Source organism: Chryseobacterium sp. MIQD13 (genome assembly GCF_050496705.1).
GTDB lineage: Bacteria > Bacteroidota > Bacteroidia > Flavobacteriales > Weeksellaceae > Chryseobacterium.
Genome location: NZ_JBNWAF010000003.1, coordinates 741,513 through 765,523, shown reverse-complemented (window position 1 = coordinate 765,523; position 24,011 = coordinate 741,513). Strand labels below are relative to the sequence as shown.

16 protein-coding genes are annotated in these 24,011 nt (G+C 37.4%); 3 read left to right on the top strand and 13 right to left on the bottom strand.

Translation table 11 applies throughout. From position 1 onward, the window contains the following. Positions 1–145: 145 nt before the first annotated feature. From ACQWU4_RS15765 to ACQWU4_RS15720, 10 genes are all read right to left on the bottom strand, one after another. Positions 146–2,083, bottom strand: coding sequence for a M1 family aminopeptidase (locus ACQWU4_RS15765; protein ID WP_429936711.1), 1,938 nt, complete (start codon positions 2,081–2,083; stop codon positions 146–148). Between the two features lie 87 nt (positions 2,084–2,170). After that, entirely contained in the window at positions 2,171–3,640 is a 1,470-nt protein-coding gene (dacB, locus tag ACQWU4_RS15760; RefSeq protein ID WP_429936710.1) for a D-alanyl-D-alanine carboxypeptidase/D-alanyl-D-alanine endopeptidase, read from the bottom strand. 160 nt (positions 3,641–3,800) lie between these two features. Then, the gene (priA, locus tag ACQWU4_RS15755) at positions 3,801–6,248 is read right to left on the bottom strand and encodes a replication restart helicase PriA (protein ID WP_429936709.1); all 2,448 of its coding nucleotides are present in this window, start codon (positions 6,246–6,248) and stop codon (positions 3,801–3,803) included. A gap of 501 nt (positions 6,249–6,749) precedes the next feature. After that, positions 6,750–7,658 (bottom strand): AEC family transporter, encoded by a 909-nt coding sequence (locus ACQWU4_RS15750; protein ID WP_429936708.1) that lies wholly within the window; start codon positions 7,656–7,658, stop codon positions 6,750–6,752. A gap of 82 nt (positions 7,659–7,740) precedes the next feature. Continuing rightward, positions 7,741–10,218: a beta-mannosidase gene (locus ACQWU4_RS15745; RefSeq protein ID WP_429936707.1), complete on the bottom strand. Its 2,478-nt coding sequence runs from the start codon at positions 10,216–10,218 to the stop codon at positions 7,741–7,743. Next, on the bottom strand, positions 10,211–10,597 hold the full coding sequence (locus ACQWU4_RS15740) for a GxxExxY protein (protein WP_429936706.1): 387 nt from the start codon (positions 10,595–10,597) through the stop codon (positions 10,211–10,213). Before ACQWU4_RS15740 ends, ACQWU4_RS15745 begins: the two co-directional genes overlap by 8 nt. 376 nt (positions 10,598–10,973) lie before the next feature. After that, a complete protein-coding gene (locus tag ACQWU4_RS15735; RefSeq protein WP_429936705.1) occupies positions 10,974–11,636 on the bottom strand; it encodes a copper homeostasis protein CutC in 663 nt (220 codons plus the stop codon). Positions 11,637–11,658: 22 nt separating this feature from the next. Continuing rightward, entirely contained in the window at positions 11,659–12,231 is a 573-nt protein-coding gene (locus ACQWU4_RS15730; RefSeq protein WP_429936704.1) for a hypothetical protein, read from the bottom strand. Positions 12,232–12,289: 58 nt separating this feature from the next. Then, the gene (locus ACQWU4_RS15725; RefSeq protein WP_429936703.1) at positions 12,290–13,282 is read right to left on the bottom strand and encodes an isoaspartyl peptidase/L-asparaginase family protein; all 993 of its coding nucleotides are present in this window, start codon (positions 13,280–13,282) and stop codon (positions 12,290–12,292) included. A gap of 145 nt (positions 13,283–13,427) precedes the next feature. Beyond that, on the bottom strand, positions 13,428–15,695 hold the full coding sequence (locus ACQWU4_RS15720) for a family 20 glycosylhydrolase (RefSeq protein ID WP_429936702.1): 2,268 nt from the start codon (positions 15,693–15,695) through the stop codon (positions 13,428–13,430). 103 nt (positions 15,696–15,798) lie between these two features. On the opposite strand from ACQWU4_RS15720, the gene ACQWU4_RS15715 reads away from it, so the two are divergent. Then, positions 15,799–16,620, top strand: coding sequence for a DUF4197 domain-containing protein (locus ACQWU4_RS15715; protein WP_429936701.1), 822 nt, complete (start codon positions 15,799–15,801; stop codon positions 16,618–16,620). A gap of 225 nt (positions 16,621–16,845) precedes the next feature. Here ACQWU4_RS15715 and ACQWU4_RS15710 read toward each other — a convergent pair whose 3' ends face one another. Continuing rightward, entirely contained in the window at positions 16,846–17,499 is a 654-nt protein-coding gene (locus ACQWU4_RS15710) for a 3-oxoacid CoA-transferase subunit B (RefSeq protein WP_047398140.1), read from the bottom strand. Between the two features lie 121 nt (positions 17,500–17,620). Between ACQWU4_RS15710 and ACQWU4_RS15705 the strand changes: the two genes are divergently transcribed. Then, positions 17,621–19,423 (top strand): ABC transporter ATP-binding protein, encoded by a 1,803-nt coding sequence (locus tag ACQWU4_RS15705; RefSeq protein WP_429936700.1) that lies wholly within the window; start codon positions 17,621–17,623, stop codon positions 19,421–19,423. A gap of 55 nt (positions 19,424–19,478) precedes the next feature. On the opposite strand, the gene ACQWU4_RS15700 is transcribed toward ACQWU4_RS15705, so the two are convergent. Beyond that, positions 19,479–20,180, bottom strand: coding sequence for a CoA transferase subunit A (locus ACQWU4_RS15700; protein WP_429936699.1), 702 nt, complete (start codon positions 20,178–20,180; stop codon positions 19,479–19,481). A 157-nt stretch (positions 20,181–20,337) separates the two neighbouring features. On the opposite strand from ACQWU4_RS15700, the gene ACQWU4_RS15695 reads away from it, so the two are divergent. After that, positions 20,338–20,856 (top strand): DoxX family protein, encoded by a 519-nt coding sequence (locus ACQWU4_RS15695; RefSeq protein WP_429936698.1) that lies wholly within the window; start codon positions 20,338–20,340, stop codon positions 20,854–20,856. A gap of 134 nt (positions 20,857–20,990) precedes the next feature. Here the strand turns inward: ACQWU4_RS15695 and ACQWU4_RS15690 are convergent, their stop codons facing one another. Further along, positions 20,991–23,729, bottom strand: coding sequence for a fibronectin type III domain-containing protein (locus tag ACQWU4_RS15690; RefSeq protein WP_429936697.1), 2,739 nt, complete (start codon positions 23,727–23,729; stop codon positions 20,991–20,993). Positions 23,730–24,011: the final 282 nt, after the last annotated feature.

Here is a 24,011-nt window from a genome sequence, read left to right as displayed (position 1 = left end):
AATTAAATTATTTAACAATGGAATTTATATATGTAATATTATCAGCTGAGCGACCGTTGTATATTTTTTATCCGATTTTTTAAATTACTTTCCGGCATAAATAGAAAAACCTCCATTGCTGAAGGTTTTCCGGACAGTTAAAAAATTATTTCTTTATAAATTTGCCTGTATATTCTAAATCTTTTGCCAGAATATGTATAATATAAGAACCAGGGATCAGGTCTGAAATCCCAATTGCTTTTCCGGGCTGATAAACAGCTCTTTTTATCAGTTTACCATCTATGCTGTAAATTGAATATTCAACAGATTTGCTAACTCCTCTTATATAAAGTTCATTTTTGGCCGGATTTGGGTATAATGCAAAATCTTCCTTCTCTACAGATGACACGCTTAATGTATTGTCTTGAATCACTGTAGAATTTTTCTCCAGAATCTGGTATTCATAATTGAATTCAACACTGGCTACAGTGAAAGGAACTGTTTCCAGAAATCCCTGATTATTAGAAGTATGATTCAGAGCAAAATAGGCAGTTTCTCCACCGGTCCCGTTCACTTTGATCGGTAATGGCAATTCAAAAAAGCTCACAGTAGAACTGCTCTGGATCTGAGAAGCTTTAAACAGGATCTGATTTCCGGTTTGTTTCCATTTTATAGTGTAGCTGGGATAACCTTCTCCATATAACCAGTCATTAAAGAATCCTGTAAAATCTTTTCCGGTAGACTGCAGCAGCGATGCATTAAAATCTGCAGTTTTTGCATAATTATAAGCTAAATTCGGTCTTGCATGATATTCTCTTAACGCCTGGTAAAAAGCTGTATCTCCGAGAATCCATTTAACCATTCTTAAAATATAAGCCCCTTTTGCATACGTCAGCCTGTTATCGAATATCCTGCTTACATTGGGCAGGCTTGTATCGGGAACGTAAGTAGATCCATTGGGAGCAGAGGTAATATTATTGATTTCTCCCAGCAGGAAATTCTTGAATTCAGCACTGGTCATTAATAACTTTTCATTGGCAAGAATAGCTCCGAAAGTAGCGAAACCTTCATTCAGCCAGATATCATTCCATGCACCGCAGGTAACCTTATCTCCAAACCATTGATGCGCGAGCTCATGAGCAATAAGTCCCTTGCTCCAGCTTCCCATGGACGACATGGTCTGGTGCTCCATTCCACCTCCAAACTTAAACTGCATATGTCCATATTTTTCATTACGGAAAGGATAAGGCCCGAAATAGGTCTCGAAAGTATTCATAACCTGTTTTGTCCAGTCAATATTTGCCATACTCGCAGGATCGGCATTGGTTGACGGATATACATAATTCACAAAAGGAAATGGCGGGTTTCCCATCGTATCATTAAGTTTAACGAAATTGGTAATGGAAAGTGCAATCAGGTAAGCTGCCGTAGGATAAGCTGTTCTCCAGAAAGTAAGTTTCTGGTTGCCGGGAAGCGTTGTTTCAGACATTAATTTTCCGTTGGCCGCTACGTTATACTGTGAAGGGGTTGTAATTTTAAAATCAAATCTTTCAATCTTGTCATTCATGCTCTGTTTGGTCGGAAACCAGTCCTGTGCACCGTAAGGTTCACTCAGCGTACATAAAATAGGTGTACCGCTTTGCAGAGTAGTTGAAAAAGCATTTCCGGTAGTCGGAGCTCCTGAATAGTGAATCGTCAGTGAATCCAGTGTATTGGCAGGAATAGAGGCAGGGAAATCAATTTTTATTTCTTTTGTAGGCAGCTGCTGGAATGTAATATTACTTCCGTGATACTGTACCTGGGAAACAACCATATTATCAGTCAGGTCGAAATAAATACTGCTCATATTCAGATTTGGTTTGAAATGAGAGGTAACAGATCCCGAAATATTGTACACTGCTGGATCTAAAGTAACATTCATTCTTTGATACTGAAGATCGTAGTTTAAAGTATTAGGATTAATATTGTAAGCGGTCATTTTTTTCGTAAAAGATTTCATTTCTTTTGCGATCAGACCTTTCATTTCAATATTTTGATCCTGTGCCTGTCCATAGAACTGCTGGGAAATCAAAAACCCCAGAATCAGAAGATAAAATTTTCTCATACTCAGAATATTAGATTGTAACCAAAGATAAAAAAAACCTTCTAATCATTGATTAAAAGGTTTTTAGAATAATAAAATAAATATCTTTTAAAGATCCAGAGCCGGCTCAAGAATTTTTTCCATTCTTTTCTTTACCATATCTACAGATCCAGAATAATTGTTTACCATTAATGAAAACACCAGAGTTTTTCCTGAGTTGGTTTTCAGATATCCTGCCAATGTTTTTACTTTATTTAAAGTCCCTGTTTTGGCAAAAACCTGTCCGTTTCCTGTACCGATGAACATTCTTTTCAGTGTTCCGGACTGTCCGCCTACAGGCAGTGAAGTGAAATAGGTTTTGTAGTATTTTTCATCCATTAAAGATGTCAGAAACTTCACCTGGGAAATCGGGGTTACATTATTACTTCTGGAAAGTCCGCTTCCGTCCATATAATTTAGACCCATCATATCAAAATTTTCATCTTTCAGGTGGCTGGTTACCACTATTCTTCCAGATTCCGAAGTCTGGTCACCCATTTTCTGGAAACCTACTGTTTTCAGTAAAGCTTCTGCCAGTGAATTGTCACTGTGCTGGTTTGTATAAAATACAATATCACCTAATGTAGGAGATTTATAAGCCGAAACCAGTTTTCTGCTTTCCGGAGTTGCGTCCGTCATTTTAGGAGTTACTTTTCCTGTAACACCAATTCCGCTTTTTACCAGTGTTGTTCTGAGTGTATTGGCAAGATAAGCCGGAGCATCAGGAATTTTTGTTGTTAAAATACCGTCTCCTTCATATTTGTCTGCATATACCATCTGGTTCGCATAAGGAGACATATAGAAATACTTTTTGTCAGAAACCAGCCCTGATTTTTTCATAATCAGTTTTTCGTTGGCAGGATTAATCTCGCGGGTAGTTCCTACAGGTAAATAATAATTATTGTTTTCAAGCCATACAACATTTTCCGGAAGCCTTGTAATATTGCCTTTGAAAAGCGCTGTCTGAATGATAATATCACCGTTTACCTTTCTGATACCTTCGCGGGAAAGTCCGCCCATGAAATCTGAAATAATATCTCTGTAAGACCATGCTCCGGCTTTATTGGTTCCTAAAGAAGGGTCACCGCTGCCAATGAGATACAGATTTCCGTTTAAAGTTCCGGTTTCATCAATAGTCCCTGAATATTCCAGCTGAGTCATCCAACGGTAGTTCTCCCCTAAAAGGTTCAAAGCTGTTTCCGTGGTAAGAAGCTTTGTAGTGGAAGCCGGAACTAAAGGAGTATTTTCGTTGTACGAAGAAATGACCTTCTTCGTTTTCGGGTCGTACACTACGAATCCCCATTCTGCATTTTTCAGCACAGGGTCCGCCATCATTGTGTTTACATTAATATCTACAAGCTCTTTGGCCGACAAAACCGTTCTCTCCGCTATTGAAGTAACCGGAGAAGGGAGGTTCAAAGAATTCTTCTGATTATCGTAAGCCTGAGAGTAAAGAACTGTAGAAACGGTAGATTGAGCAAGGAAAAACCCAGAAGCCAATACCGCTACGCTTGAAATATATTTTCTGTAATTTACCATCTATCTTGTTTTGGTTCCATAGTTTGACAGTCTAAAAAATGATAAGTTAAATCATAAAGTTAAAGAGTCAAACACTTTATCAACGTCCAAAAGTAGAAATTATTGTGAGAAAAAGGATTACAGAGGTCTTATAAAAGAGTGTAAAGTTTGTTAAAAGTTGTTAAAAATCCACAAAAACATCTTTTTTAATACTTTGATAAGCAGTGATTTCATCAAATTCATTCAAACTTAACAAAACCATTTTTTTAAATTCATCATACTTTTTTCCGCGTGGAAGTTTAAGCATAATCTGGAACTGGTATAAATTATTCAGCCTTGCAATTTGTGCTCTTTCCGGTCCCAGAACACATTCTTCCGGAAGATATTTTCTTAAAACGGATCCCAAAAACTGAGAAGCTCTGTTCACTTTATCTTCTTTTCTGTGCTTCAGTTCAATCATAATCAGCTTTGTGAAGGGCGGATAATGAAATTTCTGACGCTCAGTAAGGATATATTTATAGATTTTCGCAGGATTATTCATCTTGATCAGCTGAAAAACAGAATGCTCCGGATTATAGGTCTGAATTAAAATTTTCCCTTTACCGGAAACCCTTCCTGCTCTTCCCGAAACCTGGGTGATCAGCTGATAGGCTCTTTCTTCTGCTCTGAAATCCTGAACATACAGCAGGGAATCCGCTTTGGGAATGGCTACAAGTTCAATATGATCGAAGTCCAGACCTTTTGATATCATCTGTGTTCCCACAATAATATCTGTTTCTCCTTCTTCTATTTTTTCGTACAGTTTTTCATACGCAAATTTCTTACGCATGGAATCTACATCCATTCTGTCCACCTCATTGTCAGGAAACATCTTGGACACCTCCTCATGAATCTGCTCTACTCCTACTCCTCTTTCATTAAGGTTTTCGGAATGGCATTTCGGACAGGTTCTTGGTTTTGAAGCTCTCTGTCCGCAGTAATGGCACTTCATTTCATTGGCAGCCTTATGATAGGTCATTACCACATCACAGTTAGAGCAATAGTTAACATAGCCACAAGTTTCACATTCTATAACATTGGCATAACCACGGCGGTTGTGAAGCACAATGGCCTGATTTTTTTCGTCCAGTGTTTTTTTGATCTCATCAATCAGGTGTAAAGAAAAATTCCCGGAAACTTTTTTGGATTCCTGGGCTTCTTTAAAATTGATAAGTTCGTATTCAGGCAGATTCACGTTCCCAAATCTTTCGTTCAGGAAAATATATTTTATTTTATCTTTTCTGGCGTTATAATAACTTTCTACGGAAGGCGTTGCAGATCCCAGAATAACTCCGGCTCCGTATAAATTTCCAAAAACAAGAGCAGCATCTTTTGCGTTGAAATAAGGTGAAGCTTCTCTCGGTCTGTATGCAGAATCATGTTCTTCATCAACAATGATAAGTCCAAGGCCCTGAAAAGGCAGAAATAAGGCATTCCGTGTTCCTATAAGAATTTTGATATCATTCTGCTTTATTCTTCTCCAGACTTCCACACGCTCAAAATCCGTCAGCTTCTGATGATAAAAACCAAGTTGTCTGCCGTATTTTTTTTCTAATCTCTGAGTAATCTGTTTGGTAAGAGAAATTTCAGGAAGCAGGAAGAGAACATTTTTACCTTCCTGAATGCATTCTTCAATTTTTTCCAAATAAATATGGGTTTTCCCTGAAGAAGTCACGCCGTGCAGCAATATATTTTTTCCTTCTTCAAAGGCTTCATCGATCTCAAGTTTAGCTTCTTTCTGTAGTTCAGAAAGTTCTTCAAGTTCTTCAATTTCGCCCTCGTAGCTTTCAATCCTGTCCTTCTGCATGTGGTATTCTTCAACAAGACTTTTATCGACAAGTGCTTTAAAGTGAGAATTTCCGAAATATCCATCTTCAAACAATTCGGACTTTTTAATTGGAATATCAGGATGTTCAGCCTGCTTTTCTAAAATTGCCAGGAACAGGTCTTTCTGCTTTGGAGCTTTATTGAGTTTTAAAAGAATATCTGTTAAATTCTGGTTATTTAAAACCTCATCGTTAATCTTAACATAAGCTACTTCTTTTGCTTTATATTTTTCAGCTATTTTTTCGTCTATTTCAATATACTGCAGATCGATCAGAGAATTGATCGTTTTGATGATATCTTTTTTAGGAATAAATGCTTCAATATCCGTAAGATTGATCAGCTGACGTACTTCCAGCGCCTGAATAAGATACATTTCATTGACATCCAGATTTTCAAAATCAACCGCTACATTGGGTTTTAATTTTAAATAAGTCTCACTTTCCAGCTTTAAAGAAGAAGGAAATGCAAAACGGTAAATTTCTCCCAGACCACAAAGGTAATATTCCGAAAGCCAAGTCCAGAAGTTAATCTGCTCTTCAGGAAGTATGGGTTTATCATCCAAAATACTGATCACCTCTTTGGCTACAAAACTTTCCGGAGCATTGTCATGAAGCTCAAAAACAATTCCGGTATAAATTTTCTTTCCTCCAAACGGTACCAGAACCCGCATTCCAACCTGAATTACAGGTATGAGTTCTTCGGAAACTCTGTAGGTGAAAGATCCTTTTAAATTAAGCGGTAAAACAATTTGGGCGTACTGCAAGGGAAATTTTTAAAGTGTAAAATTAGATTTTTCTTCAGAGAACTGCAATTTTTTTGTTGAAATACACCCAACGTTATAGGGGGAGAAGTAAAGTAAAATAATCGCTGATGTTTTTCTAATCAGTGATAAATTTTATCAGTATTACCGTTAATAAATTTGATTAACCTTTCTTAATATTTTTACTCTCGCAGATCAGGCAAATTAAGCAGATTAAAAATAATGTAAACATCTGCTAGATCTGCTCAATCTGCGAGAGGATATAGTTTTTAACGCAAAGGTTTATTTTAGGAAACGTTGAGTTTTAAGGAAAGCAAAGAGTTCGGCTGCGCCGTTGATGAAGCGTATGGTTAAAACATCTGCTTCGTCAAATCAATGATAATTGATTTCTTCTTTGCTTATCTCAAAATATTAAGCATTTAAAATAAAACTTTGCGTTAAAAAAATTAAAATAATAACCTTTGAAGCTCTTACAAAGAGGATTTCAATGATATGATCTGAATATTAAAAAAGATATTCTGTAATCTGATACCAAACAGCTGAAGTAAGAAATCCAACAATAATACTGAAACCGATAATGAGATTAGTAAGCTTGGTATTCAGCCTGAACTGTTCAGCAATAATACTTGAAGTGACAACAGTTGGCATTGCTGCTTCAAATATGGTAATTTTTGCCACATCTCCTTTTACATTAAGCAGTAAAGCCAGCCCCAGAACGATAGCCGGAGCCAGGATCAGTTTATAGAGCATAGAAGCTGACATTTGGGGTACCAGCTTTTTCCAGCCATTGAATTTCAATTGTAATCCTACAGAAAATAAGGCCAACGGACTTACTGTTGCCGCCAATTTATCAAAAAACGGTTCTGCTACAGTGAAATCAATAAACTGCGATAATACCAATGCTGCAACACATCCTATTAATGGTGGAAAAGTGATCAGTCTTTTTAAAATAAATTTGGCACTTACCTTTCCTGATCTGCTTCCTCCCTTCACTGCCGCTATGATTCCCAATGTAGAAAGGGCAAAAAACATAGTCTGATCACAGATAATGGCAATACTTAAAAGACTTTCACCGTAAAATGCGCTGATCAGGGGAAAGCCGATGAAGGATGTATTACTGTAACCGCTCGTCAGTTCCAAAGTACTTCTGGACCGTCTTGAATAACCTTTGCTTTTACTGTAAAACATCATGAAGAAAAAGCAGAAAACGGAAATCAGGAAGGTGGCTGCAATCGGGAACAGCATTTCGGTTGTCCATTTTACTTTGGGCAGATATTTAAAAGAAACTGCGGGCAGGGCGAGATAAAGAATCCATGTATTGATGCCTTTGTGAGCGTCGGGATGGATAGATTTTGTTGCTTTGAATACCATTCCTGCAATAATGCACACCGCAATCAGAACAAAATTTACCATACTGTTTTTAAATAAAGTGTAAAGTTACGGTTGATTTTTCAGTTAAGGTGTTAAAATTTCACAGATTCAACAGATTTTAATCTTACAGCGTATTCCAAAGACTCATCACCTTAATATTTTCCAAAGGTTTTGAAAGTTTGATTTTTTTTGAGGTATTGGGAAGCAGGTCAAAGAAGTTATCACTGAAATGGGTATCTCCCATCAGATAAATATCTTTTGCCAGAACATCTGTGGAAATTTCAACCTCATCTGCTGAGATTTTCTTAATCTTAATATCTGGTTTTTTCAACTGGAGATCTTTAGGTTTGGAAAAAAAATGTTGATTGGCAGCAATTACTTTTCCATTGTGGTCTTTTAATATCAGCTGTAAAAATGTTTTATTTTTATCAGAATCCGAAACCAGAGTTGTTGTTTGAACAGAATCAAATTTCAGCATACTTTCCAACGTTTTTTCTTTGGAAACGGCTTTGAATTCTTTTAAAACTTTACCATCAAAATTTATTGCCTGTATGTCTAAATTAACATCATCAAACGTTTTCCATGCATCATTAGCAGCATAAAAATTCAGAACATTATCTTTTTCTTCGGTTAAAATTACCTGCTGCTCAAAACTTCTTTTCATCTGATAATGCAGAGCTTTCCAGTTTCCGAGATAATCAATGGACGACCAGGAAACTACCGGCCAGCAGTCATTCAGCTGCCAGTATAACGTCCCCATATTGTAAGGTTTTGCACGGCGGTGTGCTTCAACGGCTATCTTCATGCCGCGGGCCTGAAGCAATTGGGAGATGTAGTTGTACTTTACAAAATCCGTTGGAACTTTGTAGTCCCTTTTTATATATTCACTGATAATCTCCCACCCTCTGGTATTCTTTTCATGGGCTTTGATCACAGTATTCTGAAGACTGAGATCAGGAGTTCCAGAAAACATAGATTTAACAGCTTCCAGACCCGGCATTCCCTGAAAACCGTATTCGGACATGAAACGGCCTACTTTTTCATTATACATTTCAAACGGCTGTTCGCCCCACCATACACCCCAGTAGTGGGAATCCCCTTCCGTAAGGCTTTCTTTATGCCCCCATCCGATTGAAGGTGAACTTGGCCAATAGATATTTTTATCGGGAGTAAGATTTTCTCTTAAAGTATTCGGAATAAGTTCGTGGAAAACTTTTTTATAGTCTTTCCAAACCTGTAAAGAATCTTCTTTTGAATATTTGAACTGCTTCTGATACCCCCAGTTGACAATGGCTTCATCAATTTCATTATTTCCGCACCATAAAGCAATAGACGGATGGTTCTGAAGCCTGTTTACCTGATCTTTTACTTCTTCTCTTACATTATTCAAAAAAGCTTCATCAGCAGGATAAAAGCTGCCTGCAAACATAAAATCCTGCCAGACTAAAATACCGTTTTCGTCACAGACTTTATAGAATTCATCATCTTCATAGATTCCTCCGCCCCAGACGCGGATCATATTCATATTGGCATCTTTGGCATCTTTAATCAGTTTTTGGTATTTTTCTTTGGTCATTCTGGGTGAAAAACTGTCTCCGGGAATCCAGTTTGTACCTTTTACATACAACGGTTTTCCATTAACTTCAAAATAGAAAGATTTTCCTTTTTCATCTTTTTCCTGAACCAATTCTACAGTTCTTAATCCAATTTTTAAATTCTTCCGATCTAAAGATGTATTATCCTTAAAAAGTTCAATTTTAAAATCATGAAGATTCGCATTTCCCCAACCGTTAGGCTGCCAGAATTTTAATCCAGCTACTTCATAAGGAACATCTATTTTATTGATCCCCTTCTTAAGAGAAAAAGATTTACGAATTTTGTTAATATTCAAGACATAATCTCCGGGAGCCTGAGCGTTGATCTCCATTTCAAATTTGAAATCCTGAACGTCAGAAGAAAAAATCTGATTATACTTAACATTCTCAATTTTCGCTGAATTCCAGCAAATCAATTGTACATCTTTCCAGATTCCGGCAGTCACCAATCTTGGTCCCCAATCCCAACCGAACTGATATTGGGCTTTTCTGACAAAGCTTCTCGGTGATTCCGGAGTGGTAAAAGGAACTTTTTTTGCAAGTTCTTTCCCTTCTTTTACAGCGGATGTAAATTTAATTTTAAGTTCGTTATTTCCTTCTTTCAAAAGTCCTTTTACGGGAATTTCCCATTTTCTGAACATATTGTCTGTCTTCTTCAGCAGTTTTCCGTTCAGATAGATCTCAGAGAAAGTATCCAGACCATTAAAAACAAGATCTAAATGATCATTTTCAAACTCTTTTGATGATATTTTAAAGCTGGTTTGATATTCCCAGTCTTCGTTTTCTATCCACTGTACTTTTTTTTCATTTTCATCTTTAAAAGGATCCGGAATTATTTTATTATCCATCAGATCAAGATGTACTGTACCCGGAACTTTTGCAGGCAGCCATTTCTGTTCCTGCGTATTTTTGAACTGCCATTTCTCCGCAGACAAGCTTCGTTCTGTAAGCTGTGCATTTATCATACTCTGAATAAAAAGGAAAGCAAAAAGGATAGATCTATTCATTAATAAGTTTGTTTACAATTCTGTGAATCCCATATTTAATGAGTTCACTATTAAAATTTATCAGTAATCCTAACTTCAAATTAGTCAGTTTCAGATAGGTTAAAACCTGGGAATGAAAAACGGGATTCAATTCAAGAACAGCTTTTACTTCTACAATAACTTTATTTTCTATAATTAAGTCAATTTTATAAGCATTTTCTACTGTAACTTCTTTATATTTTAAGAGTAAGGAAACCTGCTGCTTCACTTCCAGTCCCAGTTGTTTCAGTTCATAAGCCAGAGCTGTTTCATATGCGTTTTCCAATAATCCTACTCCCAGATTTTTATGTACTTCTATTGCTGCGCCTATTATTTTGTAGGATAATTCGTTTTCTGTCATTCATTTTGTGTTTTTATGTTTTTGTTGTCTATAATTAAGTAGAGGATTTCTGATAATTCATTATTTTTTTAACGCAAAGTTTTATTATTTATGCTTTATATTTAAGGGATGCAAAGGGAAGAATCAACAAGTTGATTCGATTAAGCAAGCGCATATCCACTCAACTTCATTTCGACGCAGTCGGATTCTTTGCTTTCCTTAACTCAACATTTCTTTATATAAAACTTTGCGTTAAAAAATATAATGTGATTTAACAAAAAATTTTTAATCTAGTATACTGCATGCTTTTAAATTCACACAGAAAGATTTTACTAAGCGTTTGTTCAGCCATTCAGTAGCATCTACGATACAGCCAAATTCTTTAGTCTTTCAAAAACTATTTATTTTTCAAAGCTATGACTTCATCCGCATTGGCAAAAGCTCCACCATCTGTAATTGCTGAAGAATGAAAATAAACTGCATGTGTGAATTCTCTGATCTCTTCAATATTGGTTGAACGAAGCCCGCCTCCAACCAGGATTTCAATCCTTCCAGCGGAAAGTTCAACAAGTTTTTTAAGATTTTCTTTACCTTCTGAAACGTTAGGCTTCTGACCTGAAGTAAGGATAGTTTTAAAACCGCAGTCAATCACTTTTTCCAGGGAATCTTCGAATCCTTCCGCCCTGTCAAAAGCGCGGTGAAAGGTACAGGGAAGAGGGTAAGCCATTTCAACCAAAATCCTGTTGTGTTCTACGTTTACCTGATTATTTTCATAGAGTATTCCAAAAACAAAACCGTCCACGTTAAGGGATTTCAAACGGATAAGATCTTTTTCCATCTGCTCAGATTCGGCTTCCGAATAGATGAAATCACCGCCTCTTGGACGAATCATCACAAAAATCGGGATGTTTATTTTTTCTCTGAGTTCTTTTACGGTTTCAAAATCAGGGGTTGTTCCCCCTTCGCTTAATCCGTCGCATAATTCTATTCTGTCTGCTCCGTTCTCAAATGCAATCATTGCTGATTCCGGGTTAAAGCACGCTATTTCTATTTTTGACATTTTTCTTATTTTATATTTTAGATTATTCCTGAGATACATTTGCAATCAGAAAAGAATCGTTTTCTTTTACCACTTCTATTTCAACCGGATATTTTGATTTCAGCTTTTCATCAGAAAGAATTACATCAAATAGGAATACAACCGGCTCTGATTTTAAAAGAGGAACAGATTTTAGCACCTGTTCGCACTTTGAGACCTTAATTTCTTCCCAATCCTGACCGGTTATTAAAAAACCGCTGTTGATTCCTGCTTTTCTTACATCAAATTTATTTTTCCACTTATTCTGAAATTCTTTTAGAGTAAGACTTCCGTCAACATCCATGTCAACATTTGTTGCATCCGTTTTATATTCATAATAGTCTTTGGTCGTGATCTTCTGCATTTCTTTATCAAGATTTCCCAGATCTGACTTGAAGTAATTTTCAATACTTTTTTCCAGCCACTTTTTTGCTTCTCCGGATTCATCAGGCTTATTTTCTGCCATCCCGGCTTCAATCTTTTGAGAAGATTCTTTCGGTGTCTGAATTTGGGGTTCTTTCTTTTCTTCTTTACATGCTGTGATCAGAAACAAAGAGGCAATGATCATTCTTTTCATATTGATCTTGATATTTTAAATTTTGGCTAATACCAATTGATGTTTTTAAACATGCTAGTTATTTCAAAGCGAATTCCGGTTTTTCAAGACGGTTTCCCTTCTGATCATAAACAGCGAAATTAAATCCGTCCTGAATACAGTAAGAACCATATTCCCCTTTTTTATTTAAAGCGATGAAACCAACCTGGATATCTTTCAGGTTCTTATTTCTTCTTCGGGCAATTTTCACAATCCTTTCAACTGCTTCTTTGCAGGCCTGCTGAGGATTTCTGCCTTGTCTCATCAGCTCAACTACCAGATGGGTGCCTACCGTACGGATTACTTCTTCGCCATGACCGGTAGCTGTAGCTGCACCAACTTCATTGTCTACAAACAGACCTGCACCAATGATGGGAGAATCTCCTACCCTTCCATGCATTTTAAAAGCCATTCCACTGGTGGTACAGGCTCCGGAAAGGTTTCCCTGTGCATCCAGGGCGATCATTCCAATGGTGTCATGGTTTTCAATATTGGCGACTGGTTTGTACTCACTGGTTTTCAGCCATTCTTTCCATTCTTTTTCTGAATCGGGAGTGAGGAGGTTTTCTTTTTTAAATCCCTGTGACAGGGCAAACTGCAATGCGCCGTCTCCTACCAGCATTACATGAGGTGTTTTTTCCATCACCCCTCTTGCTACAGAAATGGGATTTTTGATATGCTCTAAACAGGCAACCGAGCCAATATTATAGTTTTCATCCATAATACAGGCATCAAGCGTAACCCTTCCATCTCTGTCTGGTCTGCCGCCGTAGCCTACGCTTCTTTCTGTAGGGTCTAATTCTACAATACGAACTCCCTTTTCTACTGCATCCAATGCTTTTCCGCCTTTTCCAAGGATAGTCCAGGCTTCTTCATTGGCTTTCAGTCCGAAATTCCAGGTGGAAAGAACAATGGGTTTGCCAACTGTTCTATGATTTTCAGGCAGTTCTCCGGCAATCAGATCCAGTGGATTCACAGCAAGCGCCAGAGAGACGGCAGCTGTTTTTTTGATGAAGTTACGTCTACTTTGCATGTTTAGATTTATTTTGCTCCAAATTAGCAATTTTCCGCCTAGCATAAAAGGAAAAAGACCACAGAATATATACTGTGGCCTTTTTTATATTTAGATCAATGGGAAAATCTATCTCTGAAAATACTGTCCCTATTTAGCTTTAAAACTAATTTATTCCAATTTCATCAACAAACAGCCATGCTTTTGAATCCGCACCGGGATTTCCGGCAGGAATAATACCTGCGTTTTCTATTTTAAGTTTAATATAGGCTGAATTCTGATTTCCTACATTAAGCTTTATTTTCCCTTTTGAATTTTGAATCTCATCTTTTCCGATCTCTTTAATCAGTTTGAAATTTTTGCCGTCATCAGAAACAAAGATCTGCGCAGATTTAGCAAGATGAATCCAGCTTCCTTTATTTTCCAGGGTATTAAAATAAACTTCTGAAAAACCGGTTTTCTTTCCAAGATCAATTGTTGCAACAACATCTTTTCCCTGAAACCCTAACCATGTTTTACCCAGCTGTCTGATGTTTCCTATAATTCCATCTACCAAAGTAAATGCTCCGCCAAAAGAATAGTTCTCACTTGGCTGCTGTTCCAATGTAATTTTTTTTCCTGTCGTTTTTGAAATGATAAATTCCTGTGAAGAAACAGCACTTTTCAGTTTTCCATCTTCAAAATAAGCGGATTTAATGACTGAAGATTTTGAAACGGCAATCGGTCCCTGATAAATCTGCGAGTTTATGGAAGGTTCTGTTCCGTCTGTTGTATATCGTATTCCTTTCGGATCTTGTGATACGGTAAGCTCGTAATAGACACCATTATCGGCAGGACTTACTTTTCCGGAGATGTTATAAATACTTTTTGCATAATTGACTTTCATATTATCCAGAATTTTAAACTGACTGATCACTCTGCCTTCAAATTCTTTATAATTCTTAGGATCTGCTGTACCCCAACCTACCTCGGAAAGTGCCATCAGCCTTGGGAATATCATATACTGCACCTGCTTAAAATCTGTGATATATTCCGTCCATAAATTGGCCTGAACACCCATAATATATTTTGCCTGCTCTGCATTCAGTTCTGCGGGAACAGGATTATAGGAATACACTTTATCCAAAGGAGTAAAGCCACCAAAAGCATTAGGCTCAGACTGCGGATCACCCTGATAATGATCGAAATAGCAATAAGCTCCCGGAGTCATTACAGCAAAATGTGAAGATTTTGCGGCTTCTATTCCTCCGTTTATACCTGTCCAGCTCATTACGGCAGCATTCGGTGCAAGACCGCCTTCAAGGATTTCGTCCCATCCGATGATTTTTCTGCCTTTGCTGTTAACATATTTTTCAATTTTCTGGATGAAGTAGCTCTGTAAGCCGTGTTCATCTTTCAGATTATTCTTTTTAATCAGTTCCTGGCAGTGGGCACATTCTTTCCATCTTGTTTTCGGGCATTCATCACCACCGATGTGAATGTATTGTGATGGAAACAGGGCAATAACTTCATCAAGAACATTTTCAAGGAAAGTGAAAGTCTCTTCTTTCGGACAGAAAACGTCATCAAAAACGCCCCACTTTGTAGCGGATTCAAATGGTCCTTTTGTACAGGCCAGTTCTGGATAAGCCGATAAAGCAGCTAAGGCATGACCAGGCATTTCAATTTCTGGAACAATGGTAATATGTCTTTGCTGGGCATATTTAATGACATCTTTGATCTGTTCCTGGGTATAGAAATAAGGTCCGTAAGGTTTTCCGTCAAAAGTATTGTCAACGTACGCACCTATCATTGATTCTTTACGTTTTGAACCTATCTGGGTGAGTTTCGGGTATTTTTTAATTTCAATTCTCCAGCCCTGATCATCTGTAAGATGCCAGTGAAAGGTATTCAGCTTGTACATGGCTAAATAATCGATGTATTGTTTAACCTCATCAACACTGAAGAAATGACGGCAAACATCCAGATGCATTCCGCGCCAGGCAAATTTAGGCTGGTCTTCAATTCTTAATGCGGGAATTTCCCTGTCTTCCTTATGTTCCTCAAAAAGTTGAGCCAAGGTCTGAAGAGCCAGAAAATAGCCTTGTTTTGTATGAGAAGTAATGAATATCTTTTTGGGAGAAATGTCAATCGTGTACTTTTCTTTGTCCTCTTCCGGATTAATCGGAATTTTTGGCTGTGGAACCGGCATATACATCAGATGGACTCCTTCTGTTTTACTGCTGTTCTGAAATTTAATCCGGGAAGCGAGACGCTTTTTGAAATACTCTGTTTCTTCTTTTGGAAGTTTGTCATTCAGGATCAGGGTTTCAGGAATAATGAATTTACCTTCGTGCATGGCTACACTTTGAGGATAAGGAATCAGGTCAGTTTTTTTCTGAGCATGAAAAACAGTAGATAAAATAACGGAACACATAAAAAGAAAACGTCGCATTTAAGTATGATTAAGGTTTTAGCTAAGATAATTATTTTCCAAAACTCTTCGGCCATTTAACTTATTAAATAATAAATCATCTAAATTTGCAAAAAAGAAACAAATGAGAAAAAACATTTTATTAGCCGCCGGATTATTATTTTCAATTTCTTCACAGGCACAACTTTTAGATATCATCAAATCTGCCGTTAAAGATAAAACCGGTGTCGATCTCAGTACTCCGACAAAAACAAATAACACTACAGCATCGACCTCTACTACAACCTCTACCTCCACTACTTCTGCAAACACTTCGCCCATCAATCTTGGAAGTCTTACTTCTACACAGATATCTTCAGGATTAAAAGAAGCTTTAAGTATGGGAGTAACAGATGGTGTAAAGAAACTTGCTTTAACTGACGGTTTTTTAAAGAACGAAGCTGTAAAGATTTTAATGCCAGAAAAGCTAAGAAAAATCGATACTACTTTACGTTCTATAGGAATGGGAAGCCTTGCTGATGAAGGAGTGAAGTTATTGAACAGAGCCGCTGAAGATGCAGTAACTGAAGCTGCTCCTATTTTCACGAAAGCCATTACATCAATGACAATTACAGATGCCAAAAACATTTTGTTAGGAAGTGATAACGCAGCAACCAATTATTTACAGACAAAAACGCAAAGCCAGTTATTTACAGCTTTCCAGCCAAAGGTAAAAGCTTCATTGGGTAAAGTAGGCGCAGATACAGTATGGAAAAATCTGATTTCAAAATACAATACTTTCACGGGACAATCTGTAACGACTGACCTTAATGAATATGTTACCACTGAAACCATCAACGGTGTTTTCAAAATGGTGGCTGACAAGGAAAGCGGAATCAGAAATACTCCGGCAATGAGAACTACTTCTATTTTGCAGAAGGTTTTTGGGGCGCAGGATAAAAAATAATTTAGAAATTAGAGGCTAGAAGTTAGAAATTAGTTTTACAATCTGACTGCTAAATATTTATTCTAAAAAATTTTAAAATATAAAAGCTGTTTCATTTTTTGAGGCAGCTTTTCTTTTACTCTTGGGATAAAAAATCTGCGTCATCTGCAAAATCCACGAGAGAAAAATTAGTATCTAAATTTTCTTACATAAAAAAACCTTGTCGGTGACAAGGCTTTTGTTTTATTAGAATTGCATTTCAGGAATTTCTCCTTCAATGATCAGATCTGCTTCTGTTGATTGTATAATGTGTTCTACTGATACACCCGGTGCTCTTTCTACGAGTTTGAAACCGGCTGGTGTAACGTCGAGTACAGCTAATTCTGTCACAACTCTTTTTACACAGTTAACGCCTGTAAGCGGAAGGGTACATTTTTTCAGGATCTTGCTCTCTCCTGCTTTGTTCACATGCATCATGGCCACAATAATGTTTTCTGCGGAAGCTACAAGGTCCATTGCACCACCCATTCCTTTCACCATTTTTCCCGGAATTTTCCAGTTGGCAATATCTCCGTTCTCTGAAACTTCCATCGCTCCGAGGATAGTAAGATCCACTTTCTGGCCACGGATCATCCCGAAACTGAAGGCAGAATCGAAGAATGATCCTCCTTCCAAAATTGTAATGGTCTGTTTTCCGGCATTGATGATATCTGCATCTTCTTCTCCTTCGAAAGGGAAAGGCCCCATACCGAGAACTCCGTTTTCACTCTGGAATTCTACGGAAATACCTTCCGGAACATAGTTGGCAACCAAAGTAGGAATTCCTATTCCCAGGTTTACATAGTAACGATCTTTCAGTTCTTTTGAAATTCTTTTGGCAATTTGTTCTTTTGTAAGCATAGTAAAAACTTAGACTGCAATTTAATTCTTTTCAGTTGAATACAAAAGGGCTTTATTATTCAAAATTATTAATACCATAAGTCAAAATAATATCTCTAATTTTGCAGCATTATTTATTAAAATGAAAATACTTTTAAGATACCTTAAGCCCTACAAATGGTTAATTGTCATTTCTTTATTACTGGCAGCCATTAATCAGGTTTTTTCTTTGTTTGCACCGGCCATTACAGGTAATATACTGGATCAGCTGGTAACGCATCCTAATTTTTTTGATAAGGAAAAGCTATTACCGAGAAATCTGAATGAATATTTATACGGAAGCGAAGTTTATCACGGTGCTTTTTACTTTTTAGGATTACTTATCGGAACAGCGATGGTGAGCAGAATTGCCAAAGCTTTTCAGGATTATGCGGTAAGCGTGATCACTCAAAAATTTGGTGCCAAAATCTTTACAGATGGTTTAAAGCATTCAATGGCGCTGCCTTATCAGGAGTTTGAAGATCAAAGGAGTGGAGAAACCCTGTCTATTTTAACGAAAGTAAGGGAGGATTCTGTAAAATTCATCAATAATTTCATCAATATTTTCTTCGGGATTTTAGTGAGTATTATTTTCGTTTCGGTGTATGCCATCCGTTTGCATTGGTCGATCATGCCGGTTTATATCTGCGGAATTTTCCTGATTGCATTTGTTACCAATTTACTGAGTAAAAGGATAAAGGTTATTCAGAAAAACATTGTTTCGGAAACCACTGCTTTAGCGGGAAGTACTACGGAAAGTTTAAGAAATATTGAAATTGTAAAGAGTTTGGGATTAACCAATCAGGAAGTGATCCGTCTGAATAATAATACGTACAAGATTCTCGGCCTTGAACTCAGAAAAGTTAAAAGCATCCGTTCTTTAAGCTTTATCCAGGGGACGATGGTGAATTTTCTTCAACAGTTGATTACACTGACTCTTTTGTATTTAATTTTTAAAAATATCGTGACTCCGGGACAGTATTTGTCTCTGATGTTTTACGGATTCTTTATTTTCGGGCCGATGCAGGAAATCGGAAACATCATTATTTCTTACCGTGAAGCAGAAGCTTCGCTGCAAAATTTTGACCGTTTAATGAAAAAAGATGTGGAAGAAAAACCTCTTCATCCAAAACAGATCGGAGCTATTGAAGAACTGGAATTCAAACACGTTTCTTTCAAGCATCAGTCTGCTCAGTATAAAGCTTTAAATAATATTTCTTTCGATGTTAAAAATGGGGAAACCATTGCTTTTGTGGGACCAAGCGGTTCAGGGAAAAGTACATTAGTAAAATTACTGGTTGGACTTTACAGGCCACAGGAAGGGAATATTTTTTACAATACGATCAATGGAAAAGAGTTTGATTTTGATGAGCTGAGAAACCAGATTGGTTTTGTTACGCAGGATACCCAACTTTTTGCAGGAACGATCAAAGAGAATCTTCTTTTTGTGAATCCAAATGCTACGGAATCTGAGCTGGCCATTGCTTTGGAGAAATCAAGCTGTACAGCTTTATTGGAAAGAGCAGAAAAAGGCATCGAAACGGTGATTGGTGAAGGCGGACTGAAACTGAGCGGCGGGGAAAAGCAAAGAATTGCTATTGCCAGAGCACTTTTAAGAAGACCTCATTTACTGATTTTTGATGAAGCTACTTCTGCATTGGACAGTATTACCGAAGAGGAAATCACTTCCACTATAAAAAGTATTTCGAAAGAAAGGGAACAGATTACAGTTCTGATTGCGCACCGTTTAAGTACGATCATGCATGCAGACAGGATTTATGTGCTTGAACGCGGCCAGGTTGTAGAAATGGGATCCCATGATAACTTAATTGCTGAAAAGGGATTGTATTATGCTATGTGGCGACAGCAGATCGGGGAAAGAAAAATGCTTAATCCGCAACCATAAAAATAAAGCGCTGAAAATAATTTCAGCGCTTTTTTATTGTAAGATAGATCAGGAATTATTCTTTGCTCCTAACAGTTCTCTGTTCTATTCTTTTTTCAAATTTCTCACCCTGGAATATTCTCTGGATCATAATTCCCGGAATATGAATCTGGTTGGGATCCAGTTCTCCCGGTGCTACCAGCTCTTCCACTTCTGCAATGGTAATTTTTGCCGCTCCTGCCATAGGATGATTGAAATTTCTTGCTGAGCCTTTAAAAATGAGATTTCCGGCATGATCTCCTTTCCATGCCTTTACAATTGAAAAATCTGCATTGTAAGCATGTTCCAGAATGTGAGGTTTCCCGTTAAATTCTTTTACTTCTTTTCCTTCTGCAATTTCAGTTCCGTATCCTGCAGGGGTATAGAAAGCAGGAATACCCGCCTGTGCCGCTCTGCATTTTTCTGCAAGAGTTCCCTGTGGAGTAAGCTCAACGTCTAATTCCCCGGAAAGCATCTGTCTTTCAAATTCTGCGTTTTCGCCCACGTAGGAAGAGATCATTTTTTTGATCTGTCTTTTATGAAGCAATAATCCCAACCCGAAATCATCAACACCTGCATTATTGGAAATACATGTTAAATCCTTTACATCGCTTTCTACCAAAGCATTAATGGAGTTTTCAGGGATCCCGCAAAGGCCGAACCCTCCCAGCATTAAAGTCATTCCGTCCTGAATACCTTCTATGGCTTCCTTTGCATTTTTTACTCTTTTATCTATCATGAAATATTAGATTTTTCTGTCGGTTAAATTTAATAAATTTTCTCATATCTACAGTATCGGGGAATTTATTTGAATTCTGATCTAACTTTTTGTCTATTCTGCCATCATAGTTTATGATACGTTTTAAATCTAAAATTTTTAATTTATAATTTACCTCATGGAAAAAAGTACTTTCAATAAAGCCGGAGATGTATTTTATGTTATTTGCAGAATAAGTATTGGACTGTTCTTTTTTATTACAGGCTTCAACAAGCTTTTCCATCCTGTTTTCCAGGGATATATGCTGAAAACCATCAGCAGTTTAGGTTTTTCCAATCCTCAGTTCATGGCCAATTTTGTTGCTTTTAATGAAGCATTTTGGGGATTGCTTTTATTATTGGGATTATTTACCAGATTCAGTTCTTTATCGTTAATTGTTATTATGCTGGTTGCATTGGTTACTAAAGATCTGCATTCTATTCCAACTGAATTGGTTCCTATAGATCCTAAAGTTGGGATCCGCCCTATGGATAATTTCACATGGCTCACTTATTTTTTCTTTCTGCCACAGGTACTGTTTATCATGCTATTGGGAATGTTTTCTCTTTATGGATACAAAGCTTTTGGAATTGACTGGTTTGTAAGAAGGAAAGGAAAATCATCAGGACAGGAGACAGAAAGATATTTTAACCTGTAAAATTCTTCCTTCAAGAAGCCTATTATTTATTTTACGCAAAGGATGATGAATGATACTGTAGATTTTATTCTTGATTAAATAGGGCTCGGCCGGCTTAAAAAGCCGGCCGAGTCTCCTATGGTTTATATTATTTTTTACTGTATAATCAGCTTTAGAGTAAATAGTTTTCTGCTGTGAACTTTCACAAAATACACTCCTTTCGGAAGATTTTCGTTCACCAGAGAGAAACGCTGATTATTGATGTTTTTAGATTCGTATAATAATTGTCCCGATGCTGAAACCAGTTCAATTTTCTCAATCGGGTAATCACTTTTGATGAATGTAGGCTCACCCGGTTTGGTAGGATTCGGGTATAGAATCACATTTTTCTCAGTACTTTTTACTTCTTCCGTTCCCAGGGTTCCTGCTATTACCTGAAATTCTTTTCTGTTGGATACTTCTGTGTAAGAATCATTAGTGAACATGACCATATAATAATTTCCAGGCGTTGCAGGAAGTGCTGTACCCTGGATTGTTTTTGTTCCCTGAGTGACTCCATCAAAATAGGTATAGGAAACAAAATTATCATCCGGAGTCTGGATACTCTGAGGATAAATTCCCAGCCAGTCTTTGATAATTCCCGGAGAATCCGTCCATGAAGCCGTAATGTTTTCACCTAATGTATAAACGGGCTTGTTGATCCACAATTCCGTAACAATATCCCCTACTTTAAAGAATACTTTGTCCCCGATTCCTGTATATCCGTCTTCAAGCAGATATTGTGCGTAGTAATAACCTTTTGGAAGACCTGTGAAATTCAGTGTTCCTGAAGGTGTTGATACATAACTCCATTTAATAGAAGTATTTGTTCCTGGTGTCTGTCCCATTTTGTAAATTCCGATCCAGTCTTTTACCAGATTTGGTCCGTTGCTATAGTTGATGACAACTGTTCCGCCGACAGGATAAGTATCTGCTGTGGTCTGAAGTTGTACTTTTGGGCCTACATAGAAGCTTTTTCTTGGGGTAATTTCCGTGTAACCGTTGTTTGCGAAGAATCCTGCAAAATACTGACCTTTATTGACAAGACCATTCGGGAAAACAGCTGTTCCTGCCGTCTGTCCGTTTGTATAAAGGAAACCTTGAGAAGTCGTTGTTGCAGGCGTCTGTCCTTTCTTATAAATTCCTACCCAATCCTGCTGATTTCCCGGTCCTCCCGTATAAGTGGCTGTTATCGCTTCATTTTGAGTATATTCCGTCTTGTCCAATGCAAATGTAGGATTGGAAACCACACTTCCTGACACTTCAAACTGCTTTACATCACTCCAGTCACTCCACTCCAGGTTTCTGTCTCTGTAGCGTACTTTAGCGTAATAGATTCCGTTTGATATAGAATTGGCAGGAATGGTTGCTTTTGTAATATCAACTCCTGCATTTAAATTTTTCGTTCTGTCCGGGGTTCCGTTTCCGTCTTTTCCGAACCAGTTTTCATAATCACGGTAAAACTCTTTCTCAATTACTGAAAAATTGGGTGCTTTACTAATTAAAAACTGTGTGGTATTCAGCAATTCTCCATTGGAAGAGGCAAAAGCACTTCCATCCAGTGTTAAAGGCAAAGTTACCGTTCCGGAAAAAGTATTGGTAACAGATGGTTTTGAAGGTTTCGGCTGATTTTTATACCTGTGAAAAGTATCTACAAGCTCATTATATTTTCTGTTATACACTCCTCCTATAGAATAGCATTCTATATCTACTTTTCCAGTCTGTACATCTACTTCCACGATCTGGTAAGTCCAGTCTGTCAATGTTTTCTGAACGTCATCAAAATCCTGTTCATTGGACATTCCCCAATACTGGTCCCATGCTGTTCCTCCAGAAATGATCTGGTAATTCGGGGTATCTTTCAGCTGGCCTCTGTGGTATAAATGATGGTGGGCTCCAACGTGCATCAAGTACTTATTGGAAGTTGTCAACAGAGGGACAGCATTGTTTCTTACCCAAGTGGAAATATCTCCCACATACTGCTCTGCCTGATACGGCCTGTGACTTAAAGAAATGATCCAGTCTACCGTAGAATCTGCATTGGCTTCATTTAATATCTGTGAAAGCCATGTCTGCTGTACTGTTCCCGTATGTTCTGAACTTAAGCTTATAAACAGAACATTTCCTGCCTGCTGTGCATAATAGTTCTCATTTCCTGAGCTGATATTTTTGTATTTAATTTCATCGATATAGAAATGGGCGTAATAAGAATTCATCCCGAGAGTTCCGTAGGTCTCATGGTTTCCTACCGTTGTCTGGATGGGAAGATAAGGCGATAGTTTGATGTTCTTTTTAAAATGTACATTTTCATAATGATCCAATGTTCCTACATCCACCTGGTCCCCTACCATAAAGGTAAGCGCAATATTATCAGAAGGATCAGAATTAGGTCCGAATTTCTGTTTTAACTTTTTATAAGCATTTAAAGTCAGTGAATCATACCTCGGTTCTGCCTTGATCTGGTTGTCTCCCATGATCAGGAAACGTATTTTCCCGTCTGCAGTGGCAGGTTGTCCCGGCAAAGGCAGGGTCCTGAAATTATAAACTGCCGACTCGCTGGTTCCGGTTTTTATTTTATAATAGTATTTCGTATTCGGCTGCAGGCTGGTGATTTTTGCGGTATGATAATAATAGTTGTTATTATATCCTGTGTCGGAAAAAATGTTGGTTGTTCCCGTAACCGTTACATTCAGGCTGGTTGGGGATGTTCCGTAAATTACGGTTGTTTCATTATTGGAAGCCGTTTTCCAGTTGACAATCATTGAATTAGGCGTCGGGTTCTGCAGGTAAGGAAACAGTGCCTGCCCGAATGCTATCTGGACGGCAAAACAGAAAAAGAAGAAATAGTGTTTCATGATAGTTTACTTTTGGTATAGATTAATTTCGATTTGTAAATCAGACAATTAAGAAAATAATTACTGAGTTTTTTAATTTCGGGCAAAAGTAGAAATCCTATATAAACTGTGTCTGATGGGAATTTGAAAGAACTGTTAAGTTTAGGGCAGATCTGGAATAAAAAAATTATTGTTTTTAGCACATTAATTATTTGGCGGAATCAAAAACTATTTTGTATATTTGCAGCCTGTTATTCAACCTCTGACGAAGAACGTGTAAGTTGCTTAGCTTTAACATTTTAT